The 16,369-nt window shown below is 64.9% G+C and carries 15 protein-coding genes; 10 read left to right on the forward strand and 5 right to left on the reverse strand.

What is annotated here, in order from left to right; translation table 11 throughout:
• Positions 1–7: 7 nt before the first annotated feature.
• The 4 genes from IVB48_RS18680 to IVB48_RS18695 all read left to right on the forward strand — a co-directional run bounded on the left by IVB48_RS18680 (position 8) and on the right by IVB48_RS18695 (position 5,370).
• Positions 8–1,336, forward strand: coding sequence for an FAD-binding oxidoreductase (locus IVB48_RS18680; RefSeq protein WP_247401548.1), 1,329 nt, complete (start codon positions 8–10; stop codon positions 1,334–1,336).
• A gap of 12 nt (positions 1,337–1,348) precedes the next feature.
• A complete protein-coding gene (locus IVB48_RS18685; protein ID WP_247401551.1) occupies positions 1,349–2,275 on the forward strand; it encodes a glyoxylate/hydroxypyruvate reductase A in 927 nt (308 codons plus the stop codon).
• 15 nt (positions 2,276–2,290) lie between these two features.
• A complete protein-coding gene (locus tag IVB48_RS18690) occupies positions 2,291–4,153 on the forward strand; it encodes an ABC transporter ATP-binding protein (protein ID WP_247401554.1) in 1,863 nt (620 codons plus the stop codon).
• 290 nt (positions 4,154–4,443) lie between these two features.
• Positions 4,444–5,370 carry an AraC family transcriptional regulator gene (locus IVB48_RS18695; RefSeq protein ID WP_027570606.1) on the forward strand — a complete coding sequence of 309 codons (927 nt, stop codon included), beginning with the start codon at positions 4,444–4,446 and terminating at the stop codon, positions 5,368–5,370.
• Here IVB48_RS18695 and IVB48_RS18700 read toward each other — a convergent pair whose 3' ends face one another.
• On the reverse strand, positions 5,371–6,297 hold the full coding sequence (locus IVB48_RS18700; RefSeq protein WP_247401557.1) for a catalase family peroxidase: 927 nt from the start codon (positions 6,295–6,297) through the stop codon (positions 5,371–5,373). It abuts the gene before it with no gap.
• A 114-nt stretch (positions 6,298–6,411) separates the two neighbouring features.
• Positions 6,412–7,635 (reverse strand): polyhydroxyalkanoate depolymerase, encoded by a 1,224-nt coding sequence (gene phaZ, locus IVB48_RS18705; RefSeq protein ID WP_027519727.1) that lies wholly within the window; start codon positions 7,633–7,635, stop codon positions 6,412–6,414.
• Positions 7,636–7,807: 172 nt separating this feature from the next.
• Between phaZ and IVB48_RS18710 the strand changes: the two genes are divergently transcribed.
• Positions 7,808–8,464: a glutathione S-transferase family protein gene (locus IVB48_RS18710; protein WP_247401561.1), complete on the forward strand. Its 657-nt coding sequence runs from the start codon at positions 7,808–7,810 to the stop codon at positions 8,462–8,464.
• Between the two features lie 279 nt (positions 8,465–8,743).
• Here IVB48_RS18710 and IVB48_RS18715 read toward each other — a convergent pair whose 3' ends face one another.
• Positions 8,744–8,968 carry a hypothetical protein gene (locus IVB48_RS18715; protein WP_027570609.1) on the reverse strand — a complete coding sequence of 75 codons (225 nt, stop codon included), beginning with the start codon at positions 8,966–8,968 and terminating at the stop codon, positions 8,744–8,746.
• Between the two features lie 180 nt (positions 8,969–9,148).
• Between IVB48_RS18715 and IVB48_RS18720 the strand changes: the two genes are divergently transcribed.
• Positions 9,149–9,505, forward strand: coding sequence for a hypothetical protein (locus IVB48_RS18720; protein WP_247401563.1), 357 nt, complete (start codon positions 9,149–9,151; stop codon positions 9,503–9,505).
• Between the two features lie 9 nt (positions 9,506–9,514).
• On the opposite strand, the gene IVB48_RS18725 is transcribed toward IVB48_RS18720, so the two are convergent.
• Positions 9,515–10,618: a mandelate racemase/muconate lactonizing enzyme family protein gene (locus IVB48_RS18725; RefSeq protein ID WP_247401566.1), complete on the reverse strand. Its 1,104-nt coding sequence runs from the start codon at positions 10,616–10,618 to the stop codon at positions 9,515–9,517.
• A 177-nt stretch (positions 10,619–10,795) separates the two neighbouring features.
• Between IVB48_RS18725 and IVB48_RS18730 the strand changes: the two genes are divergently transcribed.
• The 4 genes from IVB48_RS18730 (at position 10,796) to IVB48_RS18745 (ending at position 15,064) form a co-directional block, all read left to right on the forward strand.
• Entirely contained in the window at positions 10,796–11,629 is an 834-nt protein-coding gene (locus IVB48_RS18730) for an AraC family transcriptional regulator (RefSeq protein WP_247401569.1), read from the forward strand.
• A gap of 134 nt (positions 11,630–11,763) precedes the next feature.
• Entirely contained in the window at positions 11,764–12,690 is a 927-nt protein-coding gene (locus IVB48_RS18735) for an SMP-30/gluconolactonase/LRE family protein (protein ID WP_247287901.1), read from the forward strand.
• 117 nt (positions 12,691–12,807) lie between these two features.
• Positions 12,808–13,401, forward strand: coding sequence for a GNAT family protein (locus IVB48_RS18740; protein ID WP_247401571.1), 594 nt, complete (start codon positions 12,808–12,810; stop codon positions 13,399–13,401).
• 16 nt (positions 13,402–13,417) lie between these two features.
• Positions 13,418–15,064, forward strand: coding sequence for a GMC family oxidoreductase N-terminal domain-containing protein (locus IVB48_RS18745; RefSeq protein ID WP_027570615.1), 1,647 nt, complete (start codon positions 13,418–13,420; stop codon positions 15,062–15,064).
• A gap of 439 nt (positions 15,065–15,503) precedes the next feature.
• Here IVB48_RS18745 and IVB48_RS18750 read toward each other — a convergent pair whose 3' ends face one another.
• Positions 15,504–16,346, reverse strand: coding sequence for a MoxR family ATPase (locus IVB48_RS18750; RefSeq protein WP_247401576.1), 843 nt, complete (start codon positions 16,344–16,346; stop codon positions 15,504–15,506).
• Positions 16,347–16,369: the final 23 nt, after the last annotated feature.

A 16,369-nucleotide genomic window follows, 5' to 3' on the forward strand; every position in this document is an offset into this window, starting at 1 on the left:
GTGTCCCATGTCCCCGCCGCTCACCCGTATAAAAAGTGACGAGCGCCTGCCGGCGCAGGTGGATGTCGTCGTCATCGGCGGCGGCGTCATCGGCGTTTCCGCGGCCTATCATCTCGCGAAGAAGGGCCTCTCCGTCGCCCTGATCGAGAAGGGCCATGTCGGCGGCGAGCAGTCGAGCCGCAATTGGGGCTGGTGCCGCCAGCAGGGTCGCGCGCGTGAGGAGATCCCGCTGGCCCGCGAGGCGCTGCGCCTATGGGAAGACATGCAGAACGATGCCGGCGTCGATGCCGGCTTCCGCCGCACCGGCGTGCTGTTCCTGACCAAGAGCAAGGATGAGCTCGCGAGTTGGGAGCGATGGGCCGCAACGGCGCGCGAGATGCAGGTGCACTCGACCGTCCTGACGCCGGCCGAGGTCGCCGAGCGTCTGCCCGGCAATTCCGAGACATGGGTCGGCGGCCTGCACACGCCCAGCGACGGGCGCGCCGAGCCGTCGATGGCTGTGCCCGCGCTTGCGACCGCCGCGCGAAAACACGGCGTCACCATTCACCAGGGCTGCGCCGCGCGTGGGTTGGAGACGCAAGGCGGACGGGTGAGCGCCGTCGTCACCGAGAATGGTACCATTCGCACGCAATCGGTGCTGCTGTCGGGCGGTGCCTGGTCGTCGCTGTTCTGCCGACGCCACGGCATCGAGCTGCCGATCGGTCTCGTCAACGCCACCGCATGCCGGACCACGCCGGGGCCGGAGATCACCTCCGGCGCGCTCGGCACCGACTTCTATTGCATCCGCCGCCGCCTCGACGGCGGCTTTACGCTGGCGCTGCGCAATCGCGGCACGGTCGAACTGTCACCCGACCTGTTCCGCTACGCGCGCACCTTCTGGCCGACCTATCTGCATCGCAAGAACGGGTTGAAACTGTCGTTCGGCAAATCCTTCTTCGACCAGCTCATGCGCGGCACGAGCTGGAGCTTGGACAAGCCGTCGCCATTCGAGACCGAGCGCGTGCGCGATCCCGCGCCTGACATGTCGCTGGTCAATGCCGCGCTGGCTTCGCTGATCAAGTCGAACCCTGAATTGAAGGACATCGAGATCGCGGAAGCCTGGGGCGGGACGATCGACTGCACGCCGGATACCATTCCGGTCATCTCGTCGGTCGACGCCATGCCCGGCTTCTTCCTGGCCACCGGCTTCTCCGGCCACGGCTTTGGCATCGGTCCTGCAGCCGGCAAGCTCGCCGCCGACATCGTGACGGGCGCGACGCCGCTGGTCGATCCCGCGGCCTACAGCCACAGGCGCCTGATCGACGGCCGCCGGCTCGCACCGGTCAGCCCGTTCTGAGGGTTTGGTGGCATGACGGTTCTGTACAAGGCCAACATGGTTCGCGGCGCGGAGTGGGCGGGCTTCTTCGCCGAGCGCGCGCCCGATGTGCCGTTCCGGCTCTGGCCCGACATCGGCGATCCCGCCGACGTCCGCTATCTCGTGGCGTGGGTGCCGCCGGACGAGATCGCGACGACGTTCCCCAATCTCGAGCTGGTCTTCTCGGTCGGTGCGGGTGTCGATCAGTTCGACGCGTCAAAAGTTCCGCCGCACATTCCGCTGGTGCGCATGCTGGAGCCGGGCATCGCCGAGACTATGGTGGAATACGTCACCATGGCGGTGCTCGCCCTGCATCGTGATCTCCTGCACTTCATCGGCCAGCAGAAGGCGCAGGTCTGGCGCGAGATCCGGATCACGCCGGCCAAACGTCGTCGCGTCGGCGTGATGGGTCTTGGCCTGCTCGGCCAGGCCGTGCTTGAACGCCTCACGGCGTTCGGCTTTCCGCTTCTCGGCTGGAACCGCTCACTCCGCGAGATCGACGGCGTCACCTGTTACGCGGGCATGGAGACGTTGCCGGATTTTCTTGCGCAGACCGACATTCTCGTCTGCCTCCTACCTCTGACCGATCAGACCCGGGGCATCCTGAATGCGGATCTGTTCGCGCGCCTGCCGCGCGGCGCGTCGCTCGTCAACGTCGGGCGCGGCCCGCATCTGGTCGAAGCCGACTTTCTCGCGGCGCTCGACAGCGGCGCGTTGTCGGGTGCCGTCCTCGACGTCGCCGAGCCGGAGCCGCTGCCTGCGGGGCATCCTTTCTGGAGCCACCCGCGCATCCTGGTCACACCGCACAATGCCAGCATGACCACGCCGGATACAGCGGTCGATTTCGTGCTGGACGTGATCGCGCGCCACCGCCGCGGCGAGGAGCTGCCTGGGCGTGTCGATCGTAGTCGTGGCTATTAGGACACCGGCACGAGCATGGGCGCAAGCGGAGCTGATCAAGTCGCTGCCAACGCGCCGTCGCCGGTGCTGTCGGTTTCCGGCCTGACGACGTCCTTCCTACGTGAGCGGGAATGGAGTCCCGTCGTCCGCGACGTGTCGTTCGATATTGCCTCGGGGGAAACCGTGGCGATCGTCGGCGAGTCCGGTTCGGGCAAGAGCGTCACCGCGCTCTCGATCATGCGGCTCATTCCGAAGGAGAACGGCCGAGTCGAAGGCCGCGTCCGGCTTGCCGGTCGCGAGCTGCTGACGCTGCCCGAAGCGAGCATGAAGGATGTTCGTGGCAACGACATCGCCATGATCTTCCAGGAGCCGATGACGAGCCTCAATCCGGTGCTGACCATCGGCTTCCAGATTGCGGAAGCACTGATCCAGCACCGCGGCCTGTCGCGCGCGGCGGCGGAGGTCGAGACCATCCGCCTGCTCGACCGCGTGCGGATACCTGCGGCGAAATCGCGCTTCCACGAGCATCCGCATCGTTTCTCCGGCGGCATGCGCCAGCGCGTGATGATCGCGATGGCGCTGGCCTGCAAGCCGAGGCTGCTGATCGCGGACGAGCCGACCACCGCGCTCGACGTCACCATTCAGGCCCAGATCCTGGAGCTCCTGAAGGAGCTTCAGCAGGAAGAGGGGATGTCGATCCTCTTCATCACCCACGACATGGGCGTGGTGGCCGAGATCGCGGACCGCACCGTGGTGATGTATGGCGGCCAAGCGGTGGAGACCGACCATACCTCGCGCATCTTCGCCGCCCCTTCGCATGCCTATACAAGGGCACTGCTCGCGGCCGTGCCACGCCTCGGCTCGATGGATGGGCGGATGCGGCCGATGCGTTTTCCGGTCGTGGACAAGCTAACGGGGACCTCGGACGGGCCGGCAGAGACGCCCGATACGGTTTCGATTGCCGAGCGACCGCTGCTCGAAGTCTCCAACCTCACGACGCGCTTTCCAATTCGCTCGGGCCTGTTCGGCAAGGTCTCGGGCCGCGTCCATGCGGTCGAGAACGTCTCCTTCTCCTTGCGCGCCGGGGAGACGCTGGCGCTGGTCGGCGAATCCGGCTGCGGCAAATCGACGACGGGCCGCTCCATTCTCAAGCTGACGGAGCCGGACAGCGGCACCGTTCTGATCGACGGGCAGGATGTGCTGGCCATGAATGCCCGCACCTTGCGTGATTTTCGCAAGCAGATGCAGATCGTGTTCCAGGATCCGTTCGCGAGCCTCAACCCCCGCATGTCGGTGGGAACGGCGATTGCGGCCCCATTGCTCGCCAACGGGCTCGCCACGGCGTCGCAGGCACGGGAGAAGGTCGCCGACCTGCTAGTTCGCGTTGGTCTCACCGCTGACATGGCCGCGCGCTTTCCGCACGAATTCTCCGGTGGCCAGCGCCAGCGCATCTGCATTGCCCGCGCGCTCGCGCTCGGACCGAAGCTGATCGTCGCGGACGAAGCGGTCTCGGCGCTCGACGTCTCGGTCAAGGCGCAGGTCGTCAATCTGATGCTGGACCTTCAGGCCAGCATGGGACTTGCCTACCTCTTCATTTCCCATGATATCGCGGTGGTCGAGCGGATGAGCCATCGCGTCGCGGTGATGTATCTCGGCGAGATCGTCGAGACCGGTCCGCGCGCGGCCCTGTTCGGCAATCCGCAGCATCCCTATACGAAGAAGCTGATGGCGGCCGTGCCGGTGCCCGATCCATCGCGCCGCGGCACCAGGCGCGAGGTAGCGAACGACGAGATCAGAAGCCCGGTGCGCGCGCCCGACTACCAGCCGCCCGTTCGGCAATATCGCGAGGTGTCGCCGGGCCATGTCGTCCAGGCCTGGGGCGAGGAATGGTCCAACTGACGTGCGCAGACTGTGAGCGCAAGGCTCTGTCTATCCATCATTTCCAAAATGCACGATGGAATCGCGCAGCAATCTGTCGGGCAGGTCAACGGTGTTGTCCTTCGCCCTGCCGGGCCTGTGACATCACGCTGAAATCACAATGAAATCATCGCGGCGCAATCTGGTGCGAGGGCCGACCGCGCCAGCTTCGTGCTATGCGCTGCAGCTGGACCGTCGGCCGGCGATCTCCGATAATGCGCGGATCTCGGGAAGGCTGGCGAAGAGGTGCCTTTACGGATGGATTTACTAAAATGACACAGGCAGGCGTCTACGGGCAGAGGCTCGGGCAGGGCCTTCGCTCGAAGCAAGCACCGGTCCTGATCACGCGTTCGCTGCACAGCGCCGAGCTCGCGGTCACCGAAGTCCGCAACGACGATCCGACACCGGATATTTCCGGCTCGCTGGCTGCGGAAGATGCCTATCTCCTCAGCCTGAAACTCCGCGACTATCCGGATTGCGAATGCTGGGAGGAGGGCCGCTGTGTCACCAAGGCGGATGTTCGCGCAGGTGCGACCTATCTTTACGACCTCAAGCGCGACCCGCGCTATGTGATCGACAAGCCATTTCACTCGCTCTTCTTCTATTTGCCGCGCTCGGCGCTCAACGGCATTGCCAGGCAACCGGGCGGACCGCGCGTTGGCGAACTCAGCTACGAGCCCGGTGTCGGTCATGACGACGAGGTCGTTCGACATGTCGGTGCCTCGTTGCGGCAAGGACTGTGTCGGCCCGACGAGACCAACCAGCTTTTCGTCGATCACATGATGCTCGCGCTCACCGCCCATGTCGCCCAGACCTATGGCGGGCTGAAGCCAGCCGCAGAACCAACCCGCGGCGGTCTCGCGCCATGGCAGGTGAAGCGTGCGTGTGACCGGCTCGATTCCGACCTCTCGGGCAAGATCGCGCTACAGCTGATCGCGACCGAGCTTGGCCTGTCAGTCAGCCACTTCTCACGCGCATTCCGGATCTCCACGGGCCTGCCGCCGCATCAATGGCTGCTCCAGCAACGCGTCAAGGCGGCCAAGCAACTGATGACAGTCCGCGACCTGCCGTTGTCCGAGATTGCCATCTCGGCCGGATTTGCCAATCAGAGCCATTTCACCCGGGTGTTCTCGTCCATGGTCGGCGTCAGTCCGGGCGCGTGGCGCCGCGAAACGGATGGCGGACGGGAAAAGATCTAGTCAGCGCCGCGTTTCCAGCGAATAGGTGTAGGCCAAGCGGCGCGCCGCAAAGATCTCGTCCGGCGGATGGCCGATGCCGTCGGCAAGATTGGCCGGATTGAAGATGGAGCCGTCGCAGGCCTCATTGGCCTCGAGGCTGGTGATGACGATGGTCCCGAGCCGCACCTGTTCACGGTTGTCCTCGTCCGGCCATCGCAGGGTCACGTCCATGGTGGGATCCTCGGGGCGGTCGAGCAAGGCCATCACGTTGAAGCGGACGTCGCCGGCTGCGATCCTCCGCGCGAGATCGTCATGGAGGAAATCGACCGACTTTGTCCTGGCTTCGTCTTCGCTCAAGGCGACGTCGCCGCCGACAGGCGCGACCTTGAACTTGATAAAGCGGGTCTCGCCCTTCGCGTTCGTCGCGGGAAAGGCGTGCACGCCCCAATAGGTCGTGCCGGAAAAACTGCCGGGCAGCCGGCGCGCCGCGATGTACTTCGCCTGGTTCAGCGTTTCAGGATTGGCCGCGGAAAAAGCCCGGACCTTCTCGATGTCAGGCTCGCCGTCCGCGCCCGGAATTCGCGCCTCGAGGAAGGCGAGCATCTGGTCGAGCGTCCGTGCAAAATGCACCGGAGCGGTTTCGGTCAGGATGTCGGAGCGATGGGCGTCGTCGCCAAGCCTGAAGCTGAAGCCGCGCAGCACGAGGTTGTTGGTGTCGGTTACCCCGGGATTGCCGCCGCCAACGGAGAAGCGCGCCAGCACGCGCGAGGGCTTGGTGAAGCTCAGCGATCGCGTGATCTCTGCGGCGCGGTCGGACGGGGCATAGGTGCCGCGCACGCATCGTCCCTTGGCGAAGCTCGCGCGCACCTTTGGCGGATTGCCTGCGACCGCTTTGAGCGCGTCGACGATCGCGGCCGGGGTGGCGGCAGGTGGTGGCAATTCGGACATGGCTTGGCCTCCGGCGGGAGCGGCATGTCCGTGTTTTAGGTTTGGTGCAGCGTCGGCGTCTTTCCCAAAGCCGCGCTGCCTTGTCCGATCCTGCTGAAGAAATTTGGCGGAGCTTCAGGAGTTCACGTGCACGAAATCCCGCAGCAGCGGGTAAATCTCGTTGTTCCAGCGCTTGCCCGAGAAAACGCCGTAATGGCCGACGCCGGCCTGCATGTGGTGCACACGGCGGTAGGCGCGCACGCCGGTGCAGAGGTCTTGCGCGGCCAGCGTCTGGCCGATCGAGCAGATGTCGTCCTTCTCGCCCTCGACCGTCATCAGCCCCATGCGGCTGACGGCCTTGGTGTCCACCGGACGTCCCCGATGCATCAGCTTGCCCTGGGGCAGAAGGTGCTCCTGGAAAACGTCGCGCACGGTCTCGATGTAGAATTCCGCCGGCAGGTCCATCACGGCGAAATATTCGTCGTAGAAGGTCTTGATGCTGGCGGCCTTCTCCTTCTCGCCCTTGGCGATGTGATCGGCGAGATCGATGTGCTGCTTGATGTGGCGCTCGAGATTCATCGAGACGAAGGCGGTGAGCTGCACGAAGCCGGGATAGACTTTCCGCAAGGCACCGCGGCACTGCATCGGCACGTAGTTGATCAGGTTCTGCTCGAACCAGTCGATCGGCCTGCTCTTGGCGAATTCGTTGACCCTGGTCGGCAGGATGCGCGTGTCGATCGGGCCGGCCATCAGCGTCAACGTCGCCGGCCGCGAAGGATGGTTGCCCTCGCACATGATTGCGGCGGCCGCGAGCGCCGAGACCGAGGGCTGGCAGATCGCGACCATATGCGGGCGCGGGCCCAATTGGCCGAGGAAGTCGATGAGATGCTCGGTGTAGTCGTCGAGCCCGAAGCGGCCCTCGCTCCGGGGAATGTCGCGCGGATTGTGCCAGTCGGTGATGTAGACGTCGTGATCCTGCAGCAGCGTCTTCACGGTGCCGCGCAGCAGCGTCGCGAAATGACCTGACATCGGCGCCACCAGCAGCATGCGCGGCTGCTCGCCCACGCCCTCTTTCTTGAAACGCAGCAGCGAGCCGAACGGGGTCGCGTAAGCGATCTCCTCGGTCACGGCGACCTCGCGATTGCCGACCATGACGCTGTCGATGCCGTAGGCGGGGCGGTGATAGGTGAGGGTGGAGCGGGAGATTAGCTCCAGTGCAGCCGACAGCCGGCCGACGACCTGATCCGACAAGCCCTGCGGCACCAGATTGAGGAATTTGAGCGCGGAGGAGGCCCCCGATCGCCACGGCGCCGTCAGGTCCATATGGTTCTGAAAGGCCTGATAATACATCGACATCATACTGAAACGCCCACCTGTCCCCGTGCTGCTATGCAATATCGGAGCCAATCCGGAGATGGGCCGTCCTCAAGATTGGCACGTCGCTTGCTGCTCTTTTCGCGGGAAGCACAGGCGGTGCGCACTCCCGCAGAGTCCGGGCAGGGTGCGAGTCACAGGCGTGAGGGAAGGCCACATGGCGAAGGCGACACTGACCATCAGCAGCAAGAACTATTCGTCCTGGTCGCTGCGTGGCTGGCTGCTCACGAAATTTTCCGGGCTCGATTTCGAGGAGATCGTCACCGCACCGGACGACGCGTCGGCGCGCGCCGAAATCCTGCTGTTGTCGTCTTCGATCCTGGTGCCGTGCCTGCGGCACGACGGCGCGATCGTCTGGGATACGCTGGCGATCGCCGAATATCTCAACGAGGCGATGCCGGATGCCGGGCTGTTGCCCGCGGATCGCGTTCAGCGCGCGCATTGCCGCTCGATCTGTGGGGAAATCCATTCAGGCTTCACCACCTTGCGCGCGTCGCTGCCGGTCAACCTGAAGGGGCACTTCCCGGGCTTCAAGATCTGGTCGCGCGCGCAGGCTGACATCGATCGCGTCTGGGCGATCTGGCGCGACTGCCTGGAGAAATCGGGCGGGCCCTTCCTGTTCGGCGAGACCCGCACCATGGCTGATGCGATGTACGCCCCGGTAGTGACCCGCTTCGTGACCTACAACGTCAAGCTCGATCCGCGGCTGCAGGCTTATGCCGATACCATCATGGCCATGCCGGAGATGAAGGAATGGATCGCGGCGGCCAAGGACGAGCCGGCCGAGATCGAGGAGCTCGAGGTCGAATATTAGGCAGGCGGGGTGCCATCTGCCTGTTTTGGGAGCGAGCATCCAACCGCCGCACCCCCGCAGTCATGTCATTGAAGCCGTTAACTTTCGACGCCCGTGGCCGGCTGGGCTGGCTCACGCGCTGCGCAGATATTGTGTGCGCGCGCTGGCTGCTTGCGACATCTAGCCGTGAACAGGCGCGTACGGGGGCCTACGGCTGATTCGGACGTGATTCGTTCGGGCCGCGTTCCGAAGGTTAAGCCGGGACGCGGCCCCGTTGCATTTTGAGACAGAAATCAGGGCTCAGGCTACGCCCGAATGCTTCATGCGCGGGACGCGCCAGCCGATGACGGTTGCTTCGACTGCGACGCCGGCCGCGTGGTTCTGCCAGCGTCCCTCGACATAGCGGCAGGCGAACGGCAGTTGATACGTCCCGCTGTGGTCCTCGCACAGCACTTCGACTGCAAGGCCAGGCGGCGGTTCTCCGGCGCCGTCGAATTCCGCCAGTCGTCTGTCGCGCGTTGCCATCAAAAACTCCCCTAAACAAAGCCGCGGAAGGAGCGCCCATTTCCTCCGCGTGCAGATCATCGCTCCCCGTCCGAGGGAACAGCGCAAGCTCAACGCGAGAATGCGGTGCGAGTGTGGTAGCCTCGACAGGCTGCGTGCAAAAAGCGCACATTGCCGTGATTGATTTGACGAGGAACCTGCATGCTGCTTCGAAGCGCCGGCGTCTGTTTCGCGATGTCACTGCTCGCCACGCTGGCGATTGCGCCGGTCCGCGCGCAGGACGTGCCCGGCATCGAGATCTGCACCGTCGAGAAGACCATGGAGCGCCGCACCAGCTGCCTCCAGAGCAACATCGACTTCCTGCAGAAGACGATCACCAAGCTGAACCTCGATCACCAGCAAAAGCTGGACGCCGCGGCTCGTCAGATCGATGCGTTGAAGACGACCGTGGCCGGCTTGCAGAAGATGCTCGGCGATCTCCAGGCCGCGCAGGCGAAGACCGCGGAGGATATGAAGAAGAAACAGGATGCGCCGCCGCCGAAGGATGCGGCGAAATAGGCGCCGCGCTCAGGCGACGCGATATCGCTCCATCACGCTGCGGTCGGGCTCATAACCGAGCCCAGGCCCGGTCGGCACCGCGACATGGCCGGTGGCATCGACATCGGCGCGGCCGCCCCACAGGCAGGCCTGGCGCTTCAGGTAAAACATCTCGACGAAGCCGTCGTCGCGCCCCGCCAGCAGATGCAAGGTCGCCAGCAGGCCGGGGCCGAAATACGGGGAGTGCGGAACGATCTTGACGCCGACCCGATCTGCGAGCGCCCCAACCTTCAGGAATTCCGTGATGCCGCCGACCTTGGTCACCGACGGCTGGGCGTGGCTGACCGCGCCCGCATCCATCATCTGGCGGAATTGATATTCCGTGCAGGCGTTCTCGCCGGCGGCGACGCCGAGCCCGCCCTTGCTGCGGACCTCGGCGAGCGCCGCAAAATCCTCCGGCGGCCAGACCGGCTCCTCCAGGAACATCGGCTGCGCGTCCCGGCATGTCCTGGCGAACGCGATCGCCTCTTCGCCTGACAGCGGGCAGTTCATGTCGACCATCAGCGGAATGCCGGGTCCGATCGCCGCGCGCGCGGCAAACACCGCCGGCGCCGTGGTCTCGTGCAGCTTGATGGCGCCGTAGCCGAGCGCCAGCGCCTTCTTGCATTCGGCGGCGATGTTGTCGGGCGAGCCAATCCGCAACAGGCTCGCATAGGCCGGAATGGCCGGGCGCCTGGTGTCGCCGAGCAGGCGATGCACCGGCACGCTCTTGATCTTGGCGGCGAGGTCCCACAGCGCGATGTCGAGCCCGGAGATCGCGAACATGGTGATGCCGTATCGCCCGAACAGATGCAGGTTACGCTGGATCTGCTCCATCACCGCCGGAATGCCGGCGGCATCGGGAACCTCCAGCCCCCGCGCCTGCGGTGCGATCATTTCCTCGACGGCACTGCGCGTGGTGTGGGGGCAGACATAGGCGAAGGCATCGCCCCAGCCGGTCAACCCGGCGTCGGTGGTGACCTCGACCATCACCATGTCGAGGGCGGTGATGGCGGAGGCGCCCTGACGGAAGCTCGCGACACCGGCGTCATAGGGGATGCGGATATGGTGCGCCCGCACATCGGTGATCTTCATGACGCGGTTCCTCCTGCTTTCTTGTGAGCGGTTGCCAGGACGTCCCGAGTGTAGCCATGAACGCCCGGACGTTGCCAGTGGCTGTTCCGGCGTTATCATCTTGCGGGACCGCAATGCCGATCAAGCGAAGCCTGCGGACTTCCGTGCATCATGGTCGCGCTTCGAACGAGAAACGCCATGAACCCAGCCCAGCGCGCGCTCTGGTATGTCGAGAGCCATCTGGCCGAGCCGATGACGCTCGATGAGATCGCGGCGATATCCGGCGTGTCGCGGTTCCACATCGTGCGCGCGTTTGCTGCCGCGACCGGCCTGCCGGTGATGCGGTACGTGCGCGCGCGGCGGCTGAGCGAAGCGGCGCGCAGTCTTGCGAACGGCGCGCCGGACATCCTGTCGCTGGCGCTGGAGGCCGATTACGGCTCGCACGAAGCATTCACCCGCGCGTTCCGCGACCAGTTTGGCACTACGCCCGAAGCGGTGCGGGCCGCGCAATGCACCGGCCATCTCAAGCTTCAGGAGCCGATCCTCATGGACTCGACCATCTCCGACAACCTCGCCACCCCGCGCTTCGAAACCACAAAGGCCTTCCTCGTCGCAGGCATCAACGAGCGCATCTCCTGCGACAACGGCGCGGCCATTCCGGGACTGTGGCAGCGCTTCCACCAGGAGGTCGCCGACATTCCCGCGCGCGTTGGACCGGTCGCCTATGGCGTCTGCTGCAACGGCGACGATGCGGGCAATTTCGACTACATCGCAGGTGTCGAGGTCGCCGATTTCTCCGATCTGCCGCGCCGTTTCGGCCGTATCCGGATCCCCGAGCAGCGCTATGCGGTGTTCACCCACGCCGACCACGTCGCCTCGATCAGGCGCACCGTCAACGCGATCTGGAATCAGTGGCTGCCGGCCTCCGGCCTGAAGGCTGCCGATGCGCCGAACTTCGAGCGCTACGACGAGAAATTCGATCCCGCCACCGGCAATGGCGGTCTGGAGATTTGGATACCCGTGCGAGATTAGCGCGCAACGCTGGCATACCATCCCGCTTGCTTGGCAAGCCCCGGCGACTTTGTCATAACCGCAGGCAATCTTGCGTGTGGGGCCCGTGCCGGACATCCCGCGCAAGTCATAATAAGCAGCCGGGAGGGTCCCATATGTCCAACGTCCGCGTTCTCGCCACCGACCTCGAATTTCCCGAAGGGCCGGTCGTGATGCCGGACGGCTCGGTCGTGCTGGTGGAAATCCGCGGCCAGCGCCTGACCCGAATCCATCCCGACGGGCGCAAGGAGATCGTCGCGAAGATTCCGGGCGGCCCGAATGGCGCGGCCCTCGGCCCCGACGGCAAGATCTACATCTGCAACAATGGCGGCTTCTCCTGGATCCCGACCCGCAACATGATCATGCCGGGTCCGCAGCCCGACGATTATCTCGGCGGCTCGATCCAGCGCGTCGATCTCCAATCCGGCAAGATCGAGACCGTCGTGACGAAATGCGGCGAGCACGATCTGCGGGGGCCGAACGATCTGGTGTTCGACAAGCAGGGCGGCCTCTGGTTCTCCGATCTCGGCAAGCGCCGCGCGCGCGAGATGGACGTCGGCGGCATGTATTATCTCAAGCCTGGCATGAAAGAGATCGTCGAGGTCGTGCACGGCATACTGCCGGCGAACGGCATCGGCCTGTCTCCGGACGAGGCCACCGTCTACATCGCGGAGACGCCCACCGGCCGGCTCTGGGCCTACGAGCTCTCCGCGCCCGGCACGCTGAAGCCGCGCGACGTGATCTATCGCGGCGAGCGCGGCAAACCGATCTGCGGCCTCGGCGGCTACCAGATGTTCGACTCGCTGGCGGTCGAAGCGAACGGCAATGTCTGCGTCGCCACCCTCGTCTCCGGTTGCATCTCGGTGATCGCGCCTGATGGTACGCTGGTCGAGCAGATCCCGACCGGAGACCGCGTCACCACCAACATCGCCTTCGGCGGTCCCGAGCTGAAGACCGCCTACATCACGCTCTCAGGCAAGGGCGAACTGATCGCGATGGACTGGCCGCGTGGCGGTTTGCCGCTCAATTTCCTAAACAAGTAAACGGTGCTAGTGACCGTCATTGCGAGCGAAGCGAAGCAATCCAGGAAAGCGTCCGCGGTGACAGTCTGGATTGCTTCGTCGCTTCGCTCCTCGCAATGACTAAAGAGAGAGTTTCAAATGCCCTGGCCTGATCCCATTACCCTGCGCGGACAGCATGCCGGTCTGGAGCCGTTGTCGCATCAGCACCGCGAGGGGCTGATCGAGGCCGTGAAGGACGGCGAGCTCTCCACCATCTGGTACACCGCGATTCCGACGTCGGACAACATGGGCAAGGAAATCGACCGCCGGCTCGGTCTTCAGGCCGCGGGCTCGATGCTCCCCTTCACCGTGTTCGATGGCAGCGGCAAGATCGTGGGCATGACGACCTACATGAACATCGATGCCGCCAACCGCCGCGTCGAGATCGGCTCGACCTGGTATGGCAAGAGCGCGCAGCGCGGCCCGCTCAACACGCAGTGCAAGCTGCTGCTGCTCACCCACGCCTTCGAAACCCTGGACTGCATCGCGGTGGAATTCCGCACCCACTTCTTCAATCACCAGAGCCGTCGCGCCATCGAGCGCCTGGGCGCCAAGCAGGACGGCATTCTGCGCAGCCACCAGGTCGCGCCCAACGGCACGCTCCGCGACACCGTGGTCTACAGCATCACCGCGGCCGAATGGCCGACCGTGCGAACGCATTTGAACTATCAACTCAACGACAAGCCGCGCTAGAGGCGGCCGAGGCACCATGGACAGATTTGATTATGTGATCGTCGGCGCGGGCTCCGCCGGTTGCGTGCTCACCAGCCGGCTGAGCGAAGACCCTGCTACCAGCGTCTGCGTACTCGAGGCGGGCCCGAGCGACTGGCATCCCTACATCCATCTGCCGGCCGGCTTCATCAAGACCTTCCACATGAAGAGCATCAACTGGGCCTACCAGCAGGAGGTCGGGCCCTGGACCGGCGGGCGCAGCATCTACGCGCCGCGCGGCAAGACGCTCGGCGGCTCGTCCTCGATCAATGGCCATATCTACAATCGCGGCCAGCGCATGGATTTCGACACCTGGGCGCAGATGGGCAATCGTGGCTGGGGCTATGCCGACGTGCTGCCCTACTTCCGGCGGCTGGAGAAGCGCGTCGGCGAGGGCGAGGACGTTTATCGCGGCCGCGACGGCAATCTCACCGTTACCACCATGAACTGGCGCGATCCGCTTTGCGAAGCCTTCATGGAAGGCGCGGTGAGCCTCGGGATTCCGCGCAACCCCGACTACAACGGCAAGACCCAGGAAGGCGTCTCCTACTGCCAGCGCACCATCGATAGGGGCTTGCGCGTCTCCGGCGCCACCGCTTTCCTCAAGCCCGCGATGAAGCGTCCGAACGTGCATGTCCACACCCACGCGCACGCCACCGAGATCATCTTCGAGGGCAAGCGCGCCGTCGGCGTGCGCTACATGAAGGGCGGTAGTGGCGGCACGCCGGTCGAAGTGCGCGCCAACAAGGAAGTGATTCTCTCGGGCGGCACTTATAATTCGCCGCAGCTGTTGCAGCTCTCCGGCATCGGCTCGCCAGATTTGTTGAGCGCCCACGGCATCGCCGTGCGTCACGCGCTTCCGGTCGGCGAAGGCCTGCAGGACCATTACGCGCCGCGAACGGTCGCGCGCGTCAAAGACATCAGGACCATCAACGAGCTTCGCCGCGGCTGGCGTCTCTGGGTCGAGGCGATGAAATGGGCCACCGCGCGCAAAGGCCTGCTGTCGCTGTCGCCGACCATGGTCTATTGCTTCTGGCATTCCGGCGAGAGCGCCGACAGCTCCGACTTGCAGCTCACCTTCACGCCGGCGTCCTACAAGGAAGGCGTGCAGGGCCAGCTCGAGGACGAGCCCGGCATGACCGTCGCGTCCTGGCAGCAGCGTCCGGAGAGCCGCGGCTATGTCCGGATCCGCTCGTCAGATCCGTTTGCGCCGCCGATCATCCAGACCAACTATCTCGACGCCGAGCTCGACCGCCGCGTCATCGTCGGCGGCATGAAGCTGGCGCGCCGGCTTTTGAAGAGTGCGCCGCTGTCGCCTTACTACGCCTACGAGGATTTCCCGGGCCCGAACATCAACACCGACGACGAGTTCTTGGCCGCCGCCACCGAACGCGGCACCACCACCTTTCACCCCGGCTGCACCTGCCGCATGGGCCCGGCGGACTCCACCTGGGCGGTGGTCGACGACCAGCTCCGCGTTCACGGGTTGCAAGGTCTCCGCGTCATCGACGCCTCCGTGATGCCACGCATGATCTCGGCGAACCTCAATGCCTCAACCATGATGATCGCCGACCGCGCCTCGGACCTGATCCGCGGCAAGCAGCCGATGGAAGCCGCGCGCGTGCCGGATGCGGCGGTGGCGTAGCAAGGTCTCGTGCCCCGGACGCAGCGCACCGCTTCCCCGGCGATGCGAAGCGTCATTCGGTGCCGCGGTGCGCTGCAGAGCCGAAGGCTCATCTCACGCGACCTTGGTCCGCCTCCTAGGTCCCGGCTCTGCGCAGCAGCGCTTCACGCTGCAGCGCGTCCGGGACACGAGAGCGCGTTGTCTTGCTCCGTCATTGCGAGCGCAGCGAAGCAATCCAATCCAGCCTGTCACCGCGGAGGGATTCTGATTGCTTCGCTGCGCTCGCAATGACGAGGTGGAGAGAGTGCGCCACACTCTCGGTGTCATCGCCCGGCTTGACCGGGCGATCCAGTATTCCAGAGGCGGTTATGATTGAGTCGAGAAGCCGCGGCGTACTGGATTCCCCGCCTTCGCGGGGAATGACACCGGAAGGTGGGGCGGCAGCGGAGTGCGCTCGAGCCTACACTTCCCGTCGGCTCAGGAACGCCAGTCGCTCGAACAGATGCACGTCCTGCTCGTTCTTGAGCAGCGCGCCGTGCAGCGGCGGGATCAGCTTGCGCGGGTCGCGCTCGCGCAACTGCTCGACGCTCATGTCTTCGTTGAGCAGCAGCTTGAGCCAGTCGAGCAGCTCCGAGGTCGACGGCTTCTTCTTCAGGCCTGGCACTTCGCGGACCTCGAAGAAGATGCGCAGGGCTTCCTCGACCAGCCGCTTCTTGATGTCGGGGAAGTGGACGTCGACGATCCGGGTCATGGTGTCGGCATCGGGGAACTTGATGTAGTGGAAGAAGCAGCGGCGCAGGAACGCGTCCGGCAGCTCCTTCTCGTTGTTGGAGGTGATCATCATGATCGGGCGCTGCTTGGCCTTGATCGTCTCACCGGTCTCGTAGACATGGAATTCCATGCGGTCGAGCTCGAGCAAAAGATCGTTCGGGAATTCGATGTCGGCCTTGTCGATCTCGTCGATCAGGAGGACCGGGCGCTGCTCGGCGGTGAAGGCATCCCACAGCTTGCCGCGCTTGATGTAGTTCTTGATGTCGGACACGCGGGCATCGCCGAGCTGGCTGTCGCGCAGACGCGACACGGCATCGTATTCGTAGAGGCCCTGCTGCGCCTTGGTGGTGGACTTGATGTGCCAGGTCAGAAGCGGGGCGTTCAGCGCCTTCGCCACTTCCTCCGCCAGCACCGTCTTGCCGGTGCCGGGCTCGCCCTTGATGAGCAGCGGGCGCTCCAGCACGATCGAGGCGTTGACCGCGACCTTGAGATCGTCGGTCGCAACATAGTCCTTGGTGCCGGTAAATTTCATCGTGCGTCCTTGTTGGTCGTCGT

This window comes from Bradyrhizobium sp. 76, assembly GCF_023073025.1.
GTDB lineage: Bacteria > Pseudomonadota > Alphaproteobacteria > Rhizobiales > Xanthobacteraceae > Bradyrhizobium.

Bases quoted from the DNA above. Each gene is read 5' to 3' on its own strand.
- IVB48_RS18725 (WP_247401566.1), bottom strand. From the start codon at position 10,618: ATGAAGATCACCGATGTGCGGGCGCACCATATCCGCATCCCCTATGAC.
- IVB48_RS18680 (WP_247401548.1), top strand. From the start codon at position 8: ATGTCCCCGCCGCTCACCCGTATAAAAAGTGACGAGCGCCTGCCGGCG.
- IVB48_RS18740 (WP_247401571.1), top strand. From the start codon at position 12,808: ATGCCCTGGCCTGATCCCATTACCCTGCGCGGACAGCATGCCGGTCTG.
- phaZ (WP_027519727.1), bottom strand. From the start codon at position 7,635: ATGATGTCGATGTATTATCAGGCCTTTCAGAACCATATGGACCTGACG.
- IVB48_RS18730 (WP_247401569.1), top strand. From the start codon at position 10,796: ATGAACCCAGCCCAGCGCGCGCTCTGGTATGTCGAGAGCCATCTGGCC.
- IVB48_RS18720 (WP_247401563.1), top strand. From the start codon at position 9,149: ATGCTGCTTCGAAGCGCCGGCGTCTGTTTCGCGATGTCACTGCTCGCC.
- IVB48_RS18750 (WP_247401576.1), bottom strand. From the start codon at position 16,346: ATGAAATTTACCGGCACCAAGGACTATGTTGCGACCGACGATCTCAAG.
- IVB48_RS18710 (WP_247401561.1), top strand. From the start codon at position 7,808: ATGGCGAAGGCGACACTGACCATCAGCAGCAAGAACTATTCGTCCTGG.
- IVB48_RS18700 (WP_247401557.1), bottom strand. From the start codon at position 6,297: ATGTCCGAATTGCCACCACCTGCCGCCACCCCGGCCGCGATCGTCGAC.
- IVB48_RS18695 (WP_027570606.1), top strand. From the start codon at position 4,444: ATGACACAGGCAGGCGTCTACGGGCAGAGGCTCGGGCAGGGCCTTCGC.
- IVB48_RS18690 (WP_247401554.1), top strand. From the start codon at position 2,291: ATGGGCGCAAGCGGAGCTGATCAAGTCGCTGCCAACGCGCCGTCGCCG.
- IVB48_RS18745 (WP_027570615.1), top strand. From the start codon at position 13,418: ATGGACAGATTTGATTATGTGATCGTCGGCGCGGGCTCCGCCGGTTGC.
- IVB48_RS18715 (WP_027570609.1), bottom strand. From the start codon at position 8,968: ATGGCAACGCGCGACAGACGACTGGCGGAATTCGACGGCGCCGGAGAA.
- IVB48_RS18735 (WP_247287901.1), top strand. From the start codon at position 11,764: ATGTCCAACGTCCGCGTTCTCGCCACCGACCTCGAATTTCCCGAAGGG.
- IVB48_RS18685 (WP_247401551.1), top strand. From the start codon at position 1,349: ATGACGGTTCTGTACAAGGCCAACATGGTTCGCGGCGCGGAGTGGGCG.